Raw genomic sequence first — 19,553 nt, forward strand, 5'->3', positions numbered from 1 at the left:
GGAAATTTATTTGTCTGCGAGTTTGCGCTCGAGTGCGGCTACGCGCTCGCATAACGCTTTTATTTCGTCGCCCGTAGGGTCGGGCAGGCACTGGTCGAGGTCGTCTATGCGCTCGTTGCCGATTTTTACTATCTTTCCCGGTATGCCCACCACCGTTGCGTTGGGCGGCACTTCTTTGAGTACTATGCTTCCCGCGCCTATCTTGGCGTTTTTGCCCACGGTGAACGGACCGAGCACCTTTGCGCCCGAGCATATCATTACGCCGTCCTCTATGGTGGGGTGGCGTTTGCCTTTGTCTTTGCCCGTGCCGCCGAGCGTTACGCCCTGATAAATGAGCACGTTGTTGCCCACCTCCGCGGTTTCGCCGATTACCACGCCTTCGCCGTGGTCTATCACCACTCCGTAACCTATCTTTGCGGCGGGGTGAATTTCGATTCCCGTGAGAAACTTTGCGAACTGACTCACCATACGCGCGAGCAGTCTGTAGCGGTGTTTGTGCAAAAAGTGCGCGAACCTGTGCATTACAAGCGCGTGAAAGCCGCTGTAAGTGAGTATCACCTCGGCTTTGCTTCTTGCCGCGGGGTCGTGCTTGAATACCGCCGCGAGGTCTTTTTTTATTTTGGTGCTTGTGCGCATGGGGTTTCCTTTTTTTGGTGCTTTCGATTTCTCATGTATGGGATTGCTTCGCTGCGCTCGCAATGACGTTTGGGTTGCCTGTCATTGCGAGCGAACGCAGTGAGCGCGGCAATCTCTTGCATTAAACCCGTTTAGTTGCTACAAATACGAGAGCAGTTCGGCGGCTTTATCCAAACTTTCCGCAGCTTCGGCTTTTTCCTTTTCGTCGGTTATTACTTTGTCGAACTTTTTTTCTATGTCCGTAAGCCTGTCGGTTAGTTCCGTTTCGCCTTTTGGGGTGAGATAATAGGCTATCGCCCGTCCGTCGCTTTGCTTGCGCCGCTTTTCTATGAGTCCGTCGCGTTCGCATTTGGCGGCAAGCAGAGCAAGGTTGGATTTCGCCATGCCCAAAATTTCCATGAGTTCGCGTGGCGGCAGGGGAGAACGACGCAAGCAAAACAGCATGCGCTCGCGTAAGCCGAAATTGCCGCGCTCCGAAGCGGTGGTTTTGCGCGTATACAGCAACAAGTCTATTATTTTGTCGGCAAGCTCGGTTATGTGAATATTTCTCCGTAAATAATTTTTCTCATGCGTGGGATTGCTTCGTCGCTAACGCTCCTCGCAATGACGGGGTGAAGTTTCTCACGGCCGGGATTGCTTCGTCGCTAACGCTCCTCGCAATGACGTTCGAGTTTCCCGTCATTGCGAGGGCACTTGTGCCCGCGGCAATCTCCTGCATGGAACTTGTATGTAACTATCATTATATAGTATATGCGCGGATTTGTCAACTTTTCTCATATCTCCTTTTTATGGCAGTGTAAGCCCGAGAGTGTTAGCACTCGCATGGCTCAAGTGCTAATTTATATTTGAGATTTACCTAAAACAAATATTCGGCGGGTAAGAGCGCATGCCTGAAAACTGCCAAAAATACCCCCTTTTCGGGCGGTTTTAGGGTTTGCGCCCCTTTGCCGAAAGTTTTAGATGAGTGTAAAATAAATGTATTTCGGCGCGTCGCTATATTGACATTTTTGCGTAAATACTGTATTATTATAGTGACAAACCGTAAGTATACTCGAGAGAGGTTGAAAAATGGCTATTTCCGATAAAGTAATAGAGCTGGAAACCAAAAAGAAAGGGCGTACCGCTTTGTTTATAGTGCTTATCGCGCTGCTTGCCGCCGCAAGCGCGGCGTTTGCCGTGCTGTGGGTAATAAAAGCTCCGGCGGTAGACCCTCCCGCGGTGGAACGCATAGTAATATCGGGCGGCGACCTTTGCCAATCGGGTACTACTCAAGACTCTCAACCCATGTACAAGGTTGCTCCGAGTTGCAAATATTCGGTAGTGTTCGATATGGAGATAAAGGCGGGCTTTTCTGCGCAAGACGTAAACGCGCTTATAAACGTAACCTCAGAGCCCTCCAAAGAAGCGTTGGTAAACGCCAAAATAAATTCGGTTAAAGTTATGCAGGCGGAGGAGGGCGTTTCCGAACGCGATATATACCGTTGCGAACTCGAGTTCACCGTAAATAAAGACGCAAAGAACGATTTCGATATTATAGTTACGAGCGAATACTCCAAAGACGTGGGCTTAAGGCTGCCGTGCAAGGTGGATACCGCCTCTTACGCCGAGCATTTCGACGTGGTTTCGCGCGACGGCGTGCGCGTGCTTTACGAGAGCAACAACTCCAAAAACTTTGTGTCGCTCGTAAAAGACCCCGCAAAATCGTCGGATACTCTCACCTATCTCAAAGTAGACGAAAAAAATCAGCTCGTGTATTACGTACAGGGCAATTCGGGCGCGAAAGGAAACGTGAACTACCGTTTGGACTTAGAGCAACTCGGCGCGCTCGGCGAAAACGGTCAGTATGCCAAAGTGTATAACGGCGGCGACCAAAAGCTGGATATAATCAAAGTCGAAGCGGGCGCGGGAAGCGACTGGGAGTCGGCTCAATACACCGAAATGACCGAGAGCTTTTGGCGCACCGACTATCTGAATTTCAGAGATTTGAGCTACTGCCACAACGGCGTGGAGTTCAAAGCCGAGGGTGCGAACAACGGCAATCTCAGCTTTATCAAACTTACGGCAAACACCAAGCGCGACGGTGCGCCCGAGCTTGTGATAGTGCTCGAACTCGAATTCGTTTCGAGCGATACTTTGGATAAGATTACCGAAATAGTCGTTACCGACCCTTACACGGGAGAGGCTTTCGGCAAAGACGACCCCGCCGTGATAAATTTGTATAGGGGGAAGCTCGTGGACGCGTCCGATTTGGCGTTCACTCTTTCCGACTGCATTTCGGTAAAGCGCGGCGGCAGAATTGTTAAACCGAGCTGGGACACCGACGGCTTGAAGGGCACGTTAAGTTCGCCCAACAGCTTGTTTACCACCGACCCCAACGGGTACGGCATAGTTCTTAAAATCACCTCTTTATATGATACGGGCTCGTGCAAAGTGCAGGTGCGCGATACCGACCCCCGCGGTTTCAAGGCTTATAAGGATATCACCGTAAACCTTTTGGCGCACATAGAAAACGTGAGCATAGGCGGAAAGACCGCGCACATTATAGACACCACGTCCGACAAAGAGAATACTTTCAATTTGGATTTTACGCTCGCTCAAAACGTAAAATTCGCCGACGTTAAAAACAGCTTGAACGCCCAATTCAGCGTAATATATCCCGAGGGATTTGCGCCGCCCGCCGCGAACGCCACCGCCGCGCAGCGCGATAAAACTTTTGTGATAGACGGGCTCAAAAATTCCGCAATCACACCCGCGCTCACCGCAGGGCAAGCCGCCAACGCGTTTAAGGGCGGAGTAAAGATTAAAGTGGGCAAGAGCATTGCGAGCGGACAGTACGACTTTAAGTTTGTGCTTGCGTCGCAGGGGTTCAAAGACCACAAGAACGGCGTATATACGCCGCTTGAGAGAAAGGAAATAACGGTAACACTCAAAGTAACGCATATTGCGGGAAGCGTAGGCATTGCCCCCGAATTTGCGAAACTGTTTTCAAACGGACTCCCCACAGGCTCGGACTTTGAGTGCGACGAACACACCGTGGTGGAATCTAATGATTACTCGGAGAGTAAGCCGTACGACGCCCTTCTCACAATAGGCGTGGGCACGGGCAAAGACGGTTACACCGCTTTTGCCATAAGCGATATGGTTGCGTTTTACACCAAAAACGATAAAGGCGAAGACGTGCGCGTTACCGAATCGGGCGATATTACGGGAAACCTCGGCGAACTCGGAGTAAACTCCACGCCCGCGCTTTCTCAGAGCGGCGCGGTTTCCGAGCGCAAATTCGTTGTGCCGAGCGAATACAAAGCCGACGTTTACGACGTGCGCCTTTCGCTCGGAGACGATACTTGCGTAATCCGCGTGGAATACAAAATGCCCGTTACGGGCGTGTCGCTCAAAAATCCGGACGCAAAGCGCGAAAACTATTATAACAGACCAGCAAGTGCGGATAATGCAATCGGCGACGGGTATATTTCGAGCACGGGAACGCAAGATGAGCTTAAAATAAGTTCGGGTAACTTGCAGATAACCAACGCGAACCAAGTAAAACGCTTTGACCTTCTCAATTTCGATATTGCGGTTTTGCGTGCGGATACCGCCAAAATTCTTCTCCCCAAAAAATTCATAGACGGTGACTGGCACTACTTTTTGCCGGATACGGACTTAAACAAAGCGGATAAAAGCAAAGCGATTTTCCGCGTGGGCTACGCGAGCATACTCAGCGGAAACAACATAACGATTTTGCGCGACTTGTACGAACTCACGTTCAGAGCTAACAAAGTAGACCCGTCTTTAACGGGAACGGAATACGAAAAAGACCAAATAGACTTTCAGCACGTGTTCTGCTATTACAGCTACGGAACGCAAGCGCAAATCACAAATGAAATAACCGACGTAAATCCGCACGGCAACGTAATTCTTACAAACGGCAGAGATGTTGTGAGTTGGATTAACAAACAGTTTGTGGCTGTTGCGGAATGGAACTTTATTCGCAACATAGACGACGTAAAAATTTTCGACAACGACGATTACGATAACGAGATTGATTATAATCGGGAAATGAATGTTTGGTCGAGTGCCGATTTCGGAGTTTATTATTCCGGAATAATCAAATTCGGAAACTATTACGACGTTATTGTGGAAAAGTACGCAAGCAAACTCGAAAAATTCGCTTGCGGCGAGCTTGAAACCAAAATCGACGGAAACGCAAATATAACTCGCAAAACCGCAACCGGCAATGTGTTTACGGCAAGTTGTCCTACGGGTAAAAGCGCGAGCGGCACAATTAAGTTTTCTTACGGAAGCATAAGCAAATCCGTAAACATAAACGTATCCAATACCGCCGTAAAAGTGGAAAGCATAAAATTTTACTATACCAATCCCGAAATCGACACGCAGGCAAAAGAAATATCCGATTTGTCGCTTGTCATAGGCGGCGTGAACAGAATAGTTTTCTATTACCAAGTGGTATATGAGGAAAGAAAAGACACAGACAACAGGTTCGAGGTATTTTCGTTAAAGTATTCTTCTTTCGGCAACGGTATTGAGACTACGGCGGATTTGCCGTCCGATTTCAGCGTTCCGCCTTCGAGCAAGCCTCAAAAACACAAGCGTAGCGGAGAGATATCGTTTGAGCTGACCGACAAAGCGCAAACGGGCGATTACAAGTTCCGCATGGAAAATGCCGCCGGAAATATCGTAGCGGAAAGAAATTTGAGCATTACCGTGCCGATAATAGAAAAAGATTTCAAAGCTACGGGCGTTGACGGCGAAGGCAACAAGTGCGATATTTGGGCTTTTGAGAGTGCGGACATCGGAACCCAAAGCGTTGAAACGATAGGCTATGCTTTTGACAATGCGCCTAACGCAAACAACGAATATGACTTTGCATTTGTTTTCGGTAACGCGGATAAGCGCAATTTGACTTACGAGTTCGTAAATACGATAAACGGAGTAAACGCAACGTTTAACGGCGACGGTGCGGGGTGCGTAGGTTATAGAATTGCGCTTACAAACAAGAGAATAAAAAAGCAACTGCTCACCGTTAAAGTTACCGAAACGTATAAAGAATATAACTCCGCAACAAATGAGTTCGAAACGGTAACGCACGAATACTATTTCCACGCGTATATAAACGTAGACGTGCCCGTGACCGACCTTACGCTTACTATGCAGACGGGTACGGAAAGTGCGAAAACTTACAACAACGGCGACTCGGTTACGTTTACCGCCGACGGTGTGAGCGGCAAAGTTATGTATAACCTCGGCGCGATAATAAACAACGGCGACTCCGACCGCGTGCCTGCGAACCCTGCGTTCAAGTTTGCGCTTGCCAACGCGGGCGCGGAAAATGCGTTTGCGCTCAGCGGCAACGGCAATATTCTCACCGTTGATTTGAACGTGCTCAAGCCCCAAAGCGCAACGCTCAGCTTAACCGCGGGCAACAAAACAATAAGCATAACGCTTAGCACGCAAACAAACAAGCGGCTCATTAAATTTAAGAACGATAAATGGAATTCGGCTTTTGCCATTGCGGATAACAACGCCGTAACGGTGCTTGCGGGCATTTACGACGCGGGCAATCCGAGCAATGAAATAACGGGCGAGGACGCGCGCATAGAATATTCGGTGAATATTTTGGGCGGTTCGCTTACCGTTACCCAAACCGAAAATAAGGGTACGTTTACCTTATCGGGCGCGTACGGATTGTTTACCGTAACCGCAACTTACACGTACGGAAACGAAACCGTTTCGGTTACGAGCGGCGTTATAACCGTGTCCGTTCCTCTCGGCGATATCACCGTAAAGCAGGGCGAAAACGAAATAGACTATAACAGTGAGTTCACCGTGGTTAGCGGGCAGACGGCGGCGTTCGGCGCGTACCTGCCTTATACCGTGCCCGCCCTCGGAAATGTTACGAGCGGCATAACCGTAACGAGTTCGGATATAAGCGTTGCCGTGGCAATCGTGGATAACTCGGGCAATATTACGGTGCGCGCGCTCAAGTCGGGCAACGCGAACGTAAGCGTATCTTACGGCGACAAAACGCCCAAGGTTATAAAAATTCGCGTTACCGACGGACCGGAACTCGTGATTTCTGCGAACAAAACCGCGATTAACGCGTTCGATAGCTCTGCCGTGCTCACCGTAACGGCGGCGCAAGCGAGCGGCTACGATATGACCGTTTCTCTTCCCGCGGTAAGCGGCAACAACAGCGGACTGTTTGCGGTTGCTCGGGTAGGCGACGGCAACGAGTATACCGTTACTCTCGATAAGAGCAAAACCGCGGAGATAGCCGACGCGCTTGCAAGCAACGCGCAGTTTGCGATTTCCACTACGGCAACCGTGCAAAATCTCGGCAATGCCGTGCTTGTATCCAACACGGTGTATTTCACTCTTACCGCGAGCGGCTACGAGCCTACGATAAGTTTGGAGCTTAACGGCAGTACCGCCGCAAGCAACAAGCTCGATAAGAAAAATCTCGGCAACTACAAGTTCAAAGTAAGCTCGCCCGAAGGATTTACGCCGAGCGTAGTGTTCTCGAGCGATGCTCTCGATATAAACAACGATACGGAGAGCGGCAAGGTAATAGGTTTCAAAGCGGGCTACAACAGCGCAAGCGGTACTGTTGGCGCAACCGTAACCGTGCTGGGAAAAACTTATACCGCAAGCTACGGTTTCGAATTTACCGAAGAGCATGCGAATATAACGAGCACGCTTTATTACTCCTCTGATAGCGTAACCTCGGTGCAAGAACTTATAACCGAGAACGGAGAGGTTGATACAAGCAAGCTTTCTTCGGCGAACGGCGGCGTTAACATTGACTCGCCCAAATTCATCACCGTGGTGGTGGAATACACGAACGCGCCCTCCGCCGTGCTCGGCGCAACCAAAGACAATTTCAGCATTGCCGCGAGCGCAAACGTAACCGCGCTTGGTAACGGCGATATCGTGAAGAAAAATAACAAGTATTTCTACGTTGCGCAGTTCTCTGCGAATAAAACGGGCGAAGCGGTGTTTACGGCGTACACCTCGGCGATAGGCGGCGTGGCGTATAGCGCACAACCCGCAAGAGCGATAATCACGGCAACCGAGGCGGGATTTGCGTTGAGCTCCGCTCACGTATCGCTCGAGCCGGGCGCGAGCAAGACGGTTAGCGTTAGCAAAAACGCGAACTTTAGGGGCAACGTAGCTTATGAATGGCAGTTCTCCGACTCTAAAAACATTGTGACGGGTAGCGTTGCCGATACCGCGACGAATAACGACGCGTTCACTCTTACGGCGAACTACAACGTGACCGACTCCGTGAGCGCAACGCTCACTCTTCAAGCAACGGTGACGGGCGGCGCATACGACGGCGTTGTTTATACTCTTTCCGTTCCCGTTACGGTGGATAGATACGACGCGCCCGCAATAAGCGTAAAGCAAAGCACGGTGTGGCTCAAAAAAGGCGAAAGCCAAAACCTTAATGATTTGCTCGCAGTTTCCCGCGATTCGCGCGATACCAATCTTACGTATAAAGTTACGTTTACCGTGGGCGGCGTGGAAATAGCAGGCGGCGTATATTATGCGAACGCGACCGAAAACGTACCTTTGAGCTATTCGTACGAGATAACGGGCGGATATTTCAAGGGGCGCACGGGCAGTGCGAGAGAAGATATAAATATAATAGTAGCTCCCGATATTTCGTGGACTCACGAGGGCGATTACGGTATTACGCAGATACAAACCGCCGATTTGAGCGTGACGGTTTCGCAGGGTGCTTTGGAAAGCGTAACTTACGTTTTGGATAATCCCGCGGCGGGCATAATCGCGAACGGCGTGTTTACTCCGAGCCGCGACTTTACGGGCACGGTAAAGGTTACCGCTATTGCAACGGTAAGCTATGCGGGCGCGACAGGCGAGGCAATAGCTATAGAAAAGAACATTACGGTAAGCGAGAAACCCGCGCCCCAACTTGTGCTTAAGGGAACTGATAACAGCGGTTTCGAAGAAAACGCCGATAAGACGGGCGGCACGCTTGAGTTTGAATTGAGTGGCGGCTATACCGCGGATTGCGCTTATTCCACGGTGGGCAACGGGCTCACGCTTAACAGTAACGGAACGTATACTTATATAAAGGGTAAGGACGAACAAACGGTGAAAGTAATTATCACCGCCGTTATCAAAGAGGGCGAGGACAACAAGCCGTATGAAGGCACTGTGCTTGCTATAGAGGTTAGCATAACCGTTCCCGCCGACTCCAAACCCGAATTTGAGGAAGGTGCGCTTACGCTCGGCGTAAACTCGGGCGCGGGCACTGCGGCAAACGCGCAAATCACGGGTAAACTTAATTTAACAGTTCCGAGCGGCATGGCGTTTATGCGCTACGAGTGCGACTCCGAGCTTCTCGCAATAGACAACGCGGGCAACTGCGTAATCAAACCCGCGGCAACCGATACCGAGGTGAGCATTACCGTGCATTACGTGATAATCTCGGGCGCGTATGCGGGCACTGTGGAAAGCAAGGAATTTATCGTAACCGTGCGCGGACTCGGCGGCGCGGGAAAACCCGAGCTTAACGAAGCAAGCAAAACGATTGCGTTTGCGCCCGCGGGCTATACCGTGAGTTACTCCGTAACGAGCGGCGGCGAATATATAGTGCTTACCGCGAATACGGGCGGATATTCTTACGCGTTCAAGCCCCAAGCGAACGGCAAAGAAATTAAAGTAACCTTTACCGCAACGGTATCGAGCGGCGTTTACGCGGGCTACAATACTACCGTAACTCTCGATATTCCCACTCCGCCCGTAGTTGTTCCCACCGAATATACGCTCACTCTTGCGGTGGATTATACGGCTAAAACCGTTACGCCTACGCTTGAGGCAAGCGACAAAACCGACGTATCGGGAGCAACGTTTGCGTATTCGGTTGATGACCAAAGCGTTATCACCATAAACGAAAACGGCGTGTTCACCGTTGTGGGCGCGGGCACGGCGAAAGTTACCGTGACTGCTTCGCTCGGCGGTAATAAAGTCGCCGAAGCGGTATGCGATATAGTTGTGTACAGCGTAGAGGTGGAGAAACCCGTTCCCGTTCCCACCGTTTACACGCTTACCCTCGAAATAGACGAAACGAACGGAAACAAACTCGTATACGAACTTACCGCAAATCCGAGCTCGGATATTCCCGAGGGCGTAACGTATGAATTTACCGTAACGCAAGACGGCGATACGCCCGCCATTAGGTTTGACGAAACAACTCAAACTTTTGAGAAGATAGCGGAGGGCAAAGCGACAGTAACGGTAATTGCGAAACTGAACGGCGAAGTAATAGCTACGTCGAACGTTTTGGAAATAACGGTTACGGCGAGCGAGTTGCCTACGCCTCCTATCGAATGAGATTGCCGCGGGTACTGCGTACCCTCGCAATGACGTTTGGGTTACCCGTCATTGCGAGGAGGGCGTAAGCCCGACGAAGCAATCTCCTTCGGTATACCTTTGTCATTGCGAGGAGGGCGTAAGCCCAACGAAGCAATCTCCTTCGGTATACCTTTGTCATTGCGAGGAGGGCGTAAGCCCGACGAAGCAATCCCATACATGAGCAATAAAAAACACATACAAAAGGAACATACCCCAATGAAAGAATTTTACACCGTGGATATATGCGGCAGAAAAGAAGACCTTCCCGTGCTTCGGCTCGAAAGCGGACCTAAAATAGCGTTTTTCAATTTGCACGGCAACACAGAACTAACCGAATTTTGCGGCAGAGAGCTTGCGGCAAAAATAGGCGACAGGGCGGACGTGCTACTCACGGCGGAGAGCAAAGGTCTTCAACTCACGCACTGCGTTGCGCGTAACTTAGGGCATCCGTTTTATGCGGTTGCGCGTAAGAGCAAAAAGCTGTACATGCAAGACGGCATTTCGGTAGAGGTTAAGAGCATAACCACAAAGGAGAAACAGCGCATGTATCTTTCCGCGCACGACGCCGAACTTATGCGCGGCAAACGCGTGGCGGTGGTGGACGACGTTGTGTCTACCGGCGGCTCTATAGAGGCTCTCACCGAGCTTGTGAAAATGGCGGGCGGCTCGCTCGCGCTCAAAGCCGCGGTGCTTGCCGAGGGCGACGCAAAATATCGCAAAGACGTTATAGTGCTCGGCGATATCCCGCTATTGTAGTTTTCTACCGCCTGAGATTGCCACGGGCACAAGTGCCCTCGCAATGACGGGTGGGAGTATTATATTGTCATTGCGAGCGAGCCATGCGAGCGCGGCAATCTCCCGCATGGAGCATGTGTAGTTACTATTGCCATATAAAAACGGGTTGCGAAAAGCGCGCCCGTTTTTTTGTATTATTTTCCTTTCAATATCGCACAATATGCGTATGGAAAGAGTAGACGCCTTACTTAATTCGTTTGAAAATCCCAAAACCATCTTTCAAAGAAATTTTTCTTTGGGTAAACGCCGCGCAGTGGTGCTTTTTCATCCCGACCTAAGCGACACTTATACTTTGCGCTCCATTTTGCGCGCATGCGCGGGCAAGGGGAGCAAAGACGCGAGTCTGTATGATTTGCTCACCGATATTTTGGTGGTAAGCGAAGCCGAGATAGTAAAAGAGAGCGAAGCGGTTAATCACATTTTGGAGGGCGACGCCGTAATTTTTCTTAACGGCATACCCGACTGCATAACCGTAAACACCAAGAACTGGGAAAAGCGTTCCATAACCGAGCCGCCCACCGAAACGGTTGTGCGAGGTCCGCGCGAGGGATTTACCGAAGATTTCAAAACCAACATAACGCTCATAGAAAAGCGGTTGCGCACCCGCAAACTCGCCATAGAAAAATTTCATATAGGGCGGGAGAGTCACACCGCCGTGGGAGTTTGCTATATAGGCGGTATAGTTCGCCCCGGTCTTGTGCGCGAGGTGGTGGAGCGCATAAAGAGCATAAACATAGACTCCATATCGGACAGCCATTATCTCGTGCCCGTGCTCGAGGAACGACCGTATTCGCTGTTTCCGCAGGTGGGCACAGCCGAAAAGCCGGACGCCATAGCTTCCAAACTGCTCGAGGGCAGAGTCGCGGTTGTGGTCGACGGCTCGCCCATAGTGCTCACCGTGCCGTTTATGCTCATAGAGGATTTCCATTCGGGAGAAGACTATTACGAGCGCAACAGTTTCGCTACGTTTTTGCGAGTGTTGCGCCTTATAGCCGTGGCTTTTGCGGTGTTTTTGCCCGGGCTTTACGTTGCGGACTTAACATATCATTACGAAATGGTCCCGCTGAAACTGCTGATTACGGTGATTAACTCCCTAAAGGGAATACCGCTCACGCCTATGTGGGAAATACTGTTTATAATGCTGCTGTTCGAGATTATACGCGAAGCGAGTATTCGAATGCCCAAAAGTTTGGGTACTGCAATGAGCATAGTGGGTGCGCTCGTGCTCGGCGACACCGCCGTTAAAGCGGGCATAATATCGTCGCCCGGCGTAATGATAATCGCGCTTTCGAGTATTGCGCTTTATACCGTGCCGGCCATAGTGGGCACAACGAGTTTACTGCGCATTTTGTTCACGCTCGTGGGCGGACTCGGCGGCGTTTACGGGCTGTTGCTCGCGAGTATCGCGCTCGTGCACTACCTCGCCTCGCTCAACAGTTTGGGTACGCCGTCGCTCGCGCCGTTCGCGCCTTTTATCTCCGGCGACTTAAAAGACGGAGTTGTGCGCGCGCCGCTGTTCAGTCTTAAAACGCGACCCGAGGCGATAGGCTCGCCCAACAAAAGGAGGATAGGTTGATTTCCACCGAAAAAAGAATAAGCACGGCGCAACTTTTCGCGTTGGTGTTCATACTCGGCATGAGTCTTAAAATGATGATGCTTCCCGTGCTGTTGCTCAAGTCTTGCGGGCGCGACTCGGTGATAGCAATGTTCGTTATACTCGTTGCCGAACTCGTGTGTCTTGCGGGCGCAACAGCGGCAATCGCGCTGTCGCCGCAAAAGAGCTTCGGGCAACTGCTTAAAGCAACGGTAGGCAAAATCGCGGCTAAGATAATATTCGCGCTTATGGCGGCTATGTTCTTTTTGAAACTGCTTTTGCTTTCGGGCGAGGTGCGAATATTCTTTGCCGAAAACCTGTTTACCGAATTTCCTTGGTGCGTTTACTCGGTGCCCTTTTTCGCGCTCACAACGGTGATAAGCATTGGCACGGCTCGAGCCATAGGGCGCACCGCGCAGTTTTTGTTTCCGCTCATTTTGGCGGCAACCGTTTTAATGCTCTTTTTAATCGGCAGGGGCGTAGACTTTACCGAGGTGCTTCCGTTCGGCGAGTTCGCCGCTCGCGACGTTGCCGCAGACTCTCTCAGATACGCTATGTGGTACGGCGACTATTCCGCGCTCGTGGTGTTTCTCGGCTCGGTGAAACGCTCGCGCAAAACGGTTGCAATCTCCATGATTTCGGGCGTTACGGCTTCCGCGGTGGTGCTGTTTTTCACTTTGGGACTTACCGCTTCTTTTTCCAACGTGTGCTATATAATTCATTTCGGGCAAAACGTAACGGGCATGTCGCACTACGCGCTCGGCAACATAATGCAGGGCAGAATAGACCTCATACTGTTTTGCGTGTGGATGATGTCGGTGTTTCTCAAAGGAGGAATGTTCGCTTACGCGGCGGCGTACTGCATACGCGCAATCGCGCCCATGAACAGGACTTTGCCCGCTCTCATACTCGGCGTAACGCTGTTCGTTATTTCCTGCTTTATTCCGTCGGCAACGGGACTGCACACGGTTATGGCGGACTACGTGGCAATCCCCGCGATAGCGTTTCAGTTCGCCGTGCCCGCGCTCATGCTCACGGTGTCTTTGCTCGGCAGGCGGCGGGAGAGAAAGGGCGAGGAGTGCGAACGAATGGGCGAGGACTGCGAACAAATAAACGAACGGGAGTGTGCGGAAGATGATGACGCGTAGGAGAAGAATACTCGTATACAAACTGTTTTGCATACTGTTCGGGTTGGTACTGCTGTGCCTGCCTTATCGCGGCATGCCGTATTCGGATTTGCGCGTTGTGGCAACGGTGCTCGGCATAGACGGCGGAGTGGGCGAGGTTTCCGTAGCCGCGCAACTTGCCGTGCCCGTTGCGCAAAACGGCGACGGAAAGGCGAGCACGGTTGCTACGGCAAAGGGCGGCAGTATAAGCGAAGCTCTCGAAAATTTGGAGATAGGGCTCGGGAGGCGCGTGGACTACGGACACCTTTCCACCGTGGCTATAGGCGAGGGCATGACGCTCGAGGACGTTACCGAGCACGTGAGCTATCTTATGTCGTCGGGCAAGGCTGGACCGGGCGCGTATCTCGTTTATTGCAACGCGTCAAAAGCGGTTGACTTTATAGAGCAGGCGCAACAGATGGGCGAAAGCTCGGACGCCGAGCTCGGCAGTTTGATTTCTTACAGCAAGAGCGGCAACCACGTAGCCACAACCACAGCTCTGCGGTTTTTGCAAACGCTCAATTCGAGCTCGCATGCGGCTATCATGCCGTGCGTGGAACTCGAAGGCTCGGAGTCGGACGCTCAACCCGCCGCGGCCGGCGGCACGGGCGGCGGAGGCGGGCAGGGAAGCTCGTCGGGCGGGCAGAGCGGACAAAGCTCGGGCGGCGGCACGGAACGCAAAAAACTCGTTGCCGCGGATACCGTAGCCGTGTACGGCGGCGAGAGTAAGTTGCCCGTAATGCTCGACGCCTACACCACCAAAGGAGTTGTGTGGCAGGATAAGAATTCGGATTTCGGCTTGGTGGAACTGCGAAACGTGCTCGTAGACGGCGAGGAGGTAAAGAGCCTGTCAACCCGCATTACGAAGAAAAAAGTGAAACGCTCGGTTAAACGCGAAAACGGCGAGAACGTAATGGAGTATAAAATAAAGATGAAATTGCGGCTCGACGACTCGCGCATTTGCGGCAGTCCGTTGTTTTACGACAAATGGAAAAACGCTATCGAAGACGAATTCGAAAGCGTTATACAAAACAATCTGCTTGCCGCCGTTTCGTTCTCCAAAGAGAACAAGGTGGACTTTTTGGGAATACGCGAAACATTTCGCAAGTTTTGCCGAGAGGGGTTTGACTCGTTCGAGCTCGATAACGTGGTTGTAACGGTAAAAGCCGACGTGAGCATTCAAACTTGATTTTGAGTTTTATTCCAAAGTGTCGAGCACCGTTTGAGTGGCTTTCGCGCTCAAACGCTTTGTGTCGGTGTACGTGCCGGCTATAACGAGAATATCGTCGGGCAGAAGCTCGCAATCGGCGGCGGGAGTTACTATAATTTCTTCGCCGCGCTTAACGAGTATTACCGATACTTTTTCGGTGTTGCGCAGGTTGAGTTGAATCAGAGTCTTGTGTTGCCACTTGAGCGGAGTTTTTATTTCCACTATGCGGAAATTGTCGGAGAGCGACATAACCTCTATCATGTTGGGCTTTACGAGATTTGCCGCGAGCTTCGCGCCCATTTCTTCCTCGGGCACTATCACCATATCCGCGCCTATCTTTTTGAGCACGTGGCGGTGCTTGTCGTTTTGAGCTTTGGTTATTACCTGCGGCACGCCCAGCTGTTTGCAGGTGAGCGTAACGAATATGCTTGCTTCTATATCGCCCGCCATACATACCACAGCTACGTCTAAGTTGCGTATGCCTATCTTTTCGAGCACGGCTTCGTCGGTTGCGTCGGCGCAAATCGCCTGCGTGCAATAAGGCTCTATATCGTTTACTTTGTCGGGGTCGCTGTCTATAACGAGCACCTCCGCGCCCTCCGCGTTAAGCCCGCGGGTGAGGGCTATTCCGAACCGTCCGAGTCCTATTACGGCGTACTGTTTTTTTATAGCTTTTGCCATTTGAGTTTATCCTTTGCGCTTTTGCGCCCTTGGTATTTATCCTATCATTAAATCCACTTCGGGGTAGGTTATGCGGTCGTCTATTCCTTTTTTGTGCAGGAACATAAGCCCTATGGTTACCATACCCACTCTGCCGAAGAACATAAGCAACGACATGATTATTTTGCCGGGGATTGAAAGCGTGCCCGTTATTCCGCACGAAAGTCCCGCGGTGGTATATGCCGATATGGTTTCGAACAGCACGTTTTCAAAAGTGAGCGTTTCGGGCGCGGCGTGACCCTCTTCGGTAATGAGCAGTATAAGCGTGGCTAGTATAACCGCGAGCAGACTCGCTACGAATACGCCCACGGCTTTGCGCGAGTTGCGCGAGCTTATCTTGCGTTTGAATACCGTTACCTCGTCGTTGCCGCGTATGCCTGCGATTGAAACGAGTATTATTATGGCGAGCGTGGTGGTGCGTATGCCGCCGCCCGTAGAGCCGGGCGACGCGCCCACGAACATCAACAGCATTGTCATAAACTTGCTTGCCGACGTCATGTTGCTTTGCTCTATGGTGGCAAAACCGGCGCTTCGAGGCGATACCGACTGAAAGAACGACGCGAGCAGTTTGTCGCCCGCCGTCATGCCGCTCATGGCTTGTCCGTAATATTCCGCGCCGAAATAGAACAGCCAACCTATTACTATGAGCACGAACGAGGTTATTATAACTATTTTGGTGTGATACGTGAATTTGCGGAAATCGCCTTTTTTTCTTCCTATATCCATAAGCACGGTAAAGCCGAAGCCGCCCGCTATAATAAGGAAAGACACCGAAAGGTTTACCGTAACGTTGCCCGCAAATCCCATGAGCGAAGTGCCCGCGCCCTGCGTTACGCCCATTACGTCGAAGCCCGCGTTGCAAAATGCGGAAACGGACGTAAACAACGCTTGCCACACGCCTATGCCGCCGTTGCGCTCTACGAAGGGGTAGAGCAGGAGCAAAAAGCCTATGCCCTCTATGCCGAGGGTTACGAGCATTATGTTGCGCCCCAGCCGCACCATGCCGCGGTTGTCTGTTTGGTTGAATTCGGCTTGCATAACCATGCGGTCGCTAATGGTTATCTTGCGGCGCAAAAGCATCATGATTAGGGTGGTTATGCACATAAAGCCCACGCCGCCGAACTGTATGAGAATTAGGAGCACGGCTTGTCCGAACGCGCCGAAATACGTTGCCGTGTCGCCCACAACCACGAGTCCCGTTGTGGAAACCGCGCTCGTTGCGGTAAATATCGCGTCCAAAAAGTTCATCCATTCGCCGCTTCTCGAGCTTACGGGCAGGCAGAGCACGAACGCGCCCGCGAGTATTACGAAAAAAAATCCGAGCACTATTTTATGTGCGGGGTTGAGTCGGAACTTTCTTTTCCGTCCGAATAATTTGCGTTGTCGTTCTGTATCGGTCATATATTTCGCGTTTATGTTTTCAGTAAAACAGCAGGCAGGTCGCGCTTGCCGCAATGCCTTTCTCTTCGCCCGTTATGCCGAGCGTTTCGGTGGTGGTGGCTGACACGTTTATTTGCGATATTCGTATGTTTGCGGCTTCGGCGAGCGTTTGCCGCATCGCTTCTATATGCGGCGCGAGTTTGGGTTTTTGCGCCATAATCACAGCCGATATATTTCCTATTATATAGCCGAGTTCGGTTATTCGCCGCACCGCGTCTTTGAGAAAAACCATACTGCTTATGCCCTCGGTTGAGGGGTCGGTATCGGGAAACAGCACGCCTATATCGGGCAGTCCCGCCGCCGACAGTATCGAGTCGGTAATCGCGTGGGCGAGCGCGTCCGCGTCGCTGTGCCCGAGCAGTCCTTTGCAGTGCGGTACGGTAACTCCGCCGAGCACGAGCTTTCGGTCGGGCACGAGCTTGTGCACGTCGAACCCCAAACCTATCTTGCTCCGAGCGGGCGCACCGCGAAACAAGTCCGCGGGAGTGGTGACTTTTACGTTTTCGTATTCGCCCGCAACTATTCGGGCTATGTTGCCCGCGTTTGTCCACACTGCGGCGTCGTCGGTGAAACTGCCTTGCGCCGAGTCGTATGCCGCGCATATGGCTTTGTAGTCAAACGATTGCGGCGTTTGCATGCACATGAGTTTGCTGCGGTCGAGCCCGCGCGTTATCACGTTCGCTTCGCACTCTTTCACGGTGTCGGTTGCGGGAACGGCGGCGATGCCGCTTCCGAATTTTGCCGCCGACTCTATCGTGGCGTTTATGAGAGCGGGGGAAACGAATGGACGCGCTCCGTCGTGTATAACGGCTATGCCGCAGTCCGCGGCGGCTTTAAGACCGTTTCTTACCGAGTCGGTGCGGGCGTCCCCTCCGTAAGCGATTGTTACGTTTGCGAATTTGTCGGCTATTTCGCGTATTTGCGTCTCGTCGCGCTCGTTTATTACGAGCACCGTGCGCGATACCGCCGAGCGGGAAAACGCGCCCAAAGTAAGTTCGAGCAGCGGAGTTTTGCCCATATGATAAAGTATCTTGTTGTAGCCGAGGTTTGTTCGCTCGCCCGAGCCCGCGCAGAGTATTATTGCCACGGCTTCGGGAAAACCGTTACACGATTTCATACAGCCGCGAGGCTTCCTCCTTGCTCGCTTTTTCGTTAAGTTCCTTTACCACAAAACGCAGTTCTCCCGAAGAAAACCGTACCCGCACTATATCGCCCACTTTGAGGCGGTAGGCGGGTTTTACCTGTTTGTCGCCCACGAACACTTTGCCGCCGTCGCACGCCGAATTTGCCACGCCGCGCCGCTTGAGTATTCGCGAGACTTTGAGAAACTTATCTATACGCATATCTTAGATTATATCACATTATTTTTTCTTTCGCAACCGAATTGCTCAAACTAAAATAGGCGTATTTTGCGCTTTTGTCGATAAATGCAATAAAATGTAACACTTTGAAACAAAATATAATTTTACGCCGAATTTATGTAAAATTATGTAATAAAGCGTGCAAAAGCGTTTGAACGTAAGTATTAAATATTTGACAAACACGGTAAAATGTGATATTTATATGTTGAAAAAGGGAGAGAAATACATAATATGTATGATTTGATAGCAGAATACAAGCGCGTGGATTTCGAAATGAAGCGCGACAGAATATTGCAAAGGAGCACGTTCGACGAAACGATAGACAAGTACGTGAAAAAGAAAGCGGAACTTCTCGGTAAAATGTCTAAAGAAGAATTGAACGAACTTATGAAAGACGCATGCGGATACGAGAAAACCGTATTGCAAGAATTTCTCAATCGGGCGTAGCCGTTTGCTTGGATTTTGTTCAACGCCTTTTGGCTAATCGATAGCGTAAACGTGCTTTGTTTACCCGTCGGTATCTTTTCGCGTTATCTAAACGCTTGAACGATTTCGTTATATGCAATTCGCGTTTTTACTGCGGCGGGCAATCAGCTCTCCGAATTTTTCTTAAAAACAAAAAACGAATCGTTTGCCTTTCGATTGAGTTGACATACGCGTTTAGGCGTGGTATTATATAGTCAATTAAAAAGACAGTTCGTTTGCGCCATCCTGTCGTTAAACAAAACCAGGGCATCTGAATGGGAAGAGTCTTTTTTTGGGTGCGGTCGTTTTGTTGCGACCGTATCTTTTTGCGCAAAAGGAGAGATATGTATTACTTAAAAACTTCGGCATGTTTCGACAGTGCGCACTTTCTTCACGGATACAACGGCAAGTGCGCGAATATCCACGGTCATCACTGGATTGTGGAAGTAAAGATAAGCGGTAACAAATTGCAGGCAAGCGGAGAAAAGCGCGGCATGCTTCTTGATTTCGGCGATTTTAAGCGGGCTGTAAAAGAGCTTGCGGAAGGCTTTGACCACACGCTTATTTACGAAAAAAACACCCTTAAACCCGCGACTGTTGCCGCGCTTAAAGAAGAAGGATTTTCATTGGTCGAAACCGATTTCAGACCCACTGCCGAAAACTTTGCCGCACGTATTTACGCCGACCTTTGCGAAAAGGGGTTGCCGGTTTGTTGCGTGACCGTTTACGAGTCGCCCGAAAACTGCGCGGTGTACGGTGAGTGATAT

General features: G+C 51.0%; 13 protein-coding genes. 7 read left to right on the forward strand and 6 right to left on the reverse strand.

Going from position 1 to position 19,553, the window contains the following annotated elements; translation table 11 throughout:
* Positions 1–6: 6 nt before the first annotated feature.
* Positions 7–636 carry a serine O-acetyltransferase gene (cysE, locus tag NFR55_RS00555; RefSeq protein WP_251545193.1) on the reverse strand — a complete coding sequence of 210 codons (630 nt, stop codon included), beginning with the start codon at positions 634–636 and terminating at the stop codon, positions 7–9.
* A gap of 138 nt (positions 637–774) precedes the next feature.
* Complete coding sequence (locus NFR55_RS00560) at positions 775–1,143, reverse strand: MarR family winged helix-turn-helix transcriptional regulator (RefSeq protein WP_251545194.1); 369 nt, start codon at positions 1,141–1,143, stop codon at positions 775–777.
* Between the two features lie 561 nt (positions 1,144–1,704).
* On the opposite strand from NFR55_RS00560, the gene NFR55_RS00565 reads away from it, so the two are divergent.
* The 5 genes from NFR55_RS00565 to NFR55_RS00585 all read left to right on the forward strand — a co-directional run bounded on the left by NFR55_RS00565 (position 1,705) and on the right by NFR55_RS00585 (position 14,779).
* Positions 1,705–10,014, forward strand: coding sequence for a substrate-binding domain-containing protein (locus NFR55_RS00565; protein WP_251545195.1), 8,310 nt, complete (start codon positions 1,705–1,707; stop codon positions 10,012–10,014).
* Between the two features lie 237 nt (positions 10,015–10,251).
* Positions 10,252–10,791: a phosphoribosyltransferase family protein gene (locus NFR55_RS00570; RefSeq protein ID WP_251545196.1), complete on the forward strand. Its 540-nt coding sequence runs from the start codon at positions 10,252–10,254 to the stop codon at positions 10,789–10,791.
* Positions 10,792–10,996: 205 nt separating this feature from the next.
* Positions 10,997–12,406: a spore germination protein gene (locus tag NFR55_RS00575; RefSeq protein WP_251545197.1), complete on the forward strand. Its 1,410-nt coding sequence runs from the start codon at positions 10,997–10,999 to the stop codon at positions 12,404–12,406.
* On the forward strand, positions 12,403–13,572 hold the full coding sequence (locus tag NFR55_RS00580) for a GerAB/ArcD/ProY family transporter (RefSeq protein WP_251545198.1): 1,170 nt from the start codon (positions 12,403–12,405) through the stop codon (positions 13,570–13,572). Before NFR55_RS00575 ends, NFR55_RS00580 begins: the two co-directional genes overlap by 4 nt.
* Positions 13,559–14,779, forward strand: coding sequence for a Ger(x)C family spore germination protein (locus tag NFR55_RS00585; protein ID WP_251545199.1), 1,221 nt, complete (start codon positions 13,559–13,561; stop codon positions 14,777–14,779). The genes NFR55_RS00580 and NFR55_RS00585 overlap by 14 nt, the downstream gene beginning before the upstream one ends.
* A gap of 9 nt (positions 14,780–14,788) precedes the next feature.
* Here the strand turns inward: NFR55_RS00585 and NFR55_RS00590 are convergent, their stop codons facing one another.
* The 4 genes from NFR55_RS00590 to NFR55_RS00605 are packed head-to-tail and all read right to left on the reverse strand — an operon-like array spanning position 14,789 to position 18,303.
* Entirely contained in the window at positions 14,789–15,481 is a 693-nt protein-coding gene (locus NFR55_RS00590) for a potassium channel family protein (protein ID WP_251545200.1), read from the reverse strand.
* 36 nt (positions 15,482–15,517) lie between these two features.
* On the reverse strand, positions 15,518–16,921 hold the full coding sequence (locus tag NFR55_RS00595) for a TrkH family potassium uptake protein (protein ID WP_251545201.1): 1,404 nt from the start codon (positions 16,919–16,921) through the stop codon (positions 15,518–15,520).
* A 19-nt stretch (positions 16,922–16,940) separates the two neighbouring features.
* Positions 16,941–18,077, reverse strand: a complete 1,137-nt coding sequence (gene ispF, locus NFR55_RS00600; protein WP_251545202.1) for a 2-C-methyl-D-erythritol 2,4-cyclodiphosphate synthase — start codon at positions 18,075–18,077, stop codon at positions 16,941–16,943.
* Positions 18,064–18,303 carry an RNA-binding S4 domain-containing protein gene (locus NFR55_RS00605; protein WP_251545203.1) on the reverse strand — a complete coding sequence of 80 codons (240 nt, stop codon included), beginning with the start codon at positions 18,301–18,303 and terminating at the stop codon, positions 18,064–18,066. The genes ispF and NFR55_RS00605 overlap by 14 nt, the downstream gene beginning before the upstream one ends.
* A 249-nt stretch (positions 18,304–18,552) precedes the next feature.
* On the opposite strand from NFR55_RS00605, the gene NFR55_RS00610 reads away from it, so the two are divergent.
* Entirely contained in the window at positions 18,553–18,768 is a 216-nt protein-coding gene (locus NFR55_RS00610) for a hypothetical protein (RefSeq protein ID WP_251545204.1), read from the forward strand.
* 362 nt (positions 18,769–19,130) lie between these two features.
* Positions 19,131–19,550: a 6-carboxytetrahydropterin synthase QueD gene (gene queD / locus NFR55_RS00615; RefSeq protein ID WP_251545205.1), complete on the forward strand. Its 420-nt coding sequence runs from the start codon at positions 19,131–19,133 to the stop codon at positions 19,548–19,550.
* The last annotated feature ends 3 nt before the right edge of the window (positions 19,551–19,553 follow it).

This window comes from Pumilibacter intestinalis, assembly GCF_943193005.1.
GTDB classification, from domain to species: Bacteria; Bacillota; Clostridia; order Christensenellales; family Pumilibacteraceae; genus Pumilibacter; species Pumilibacter intestinalis.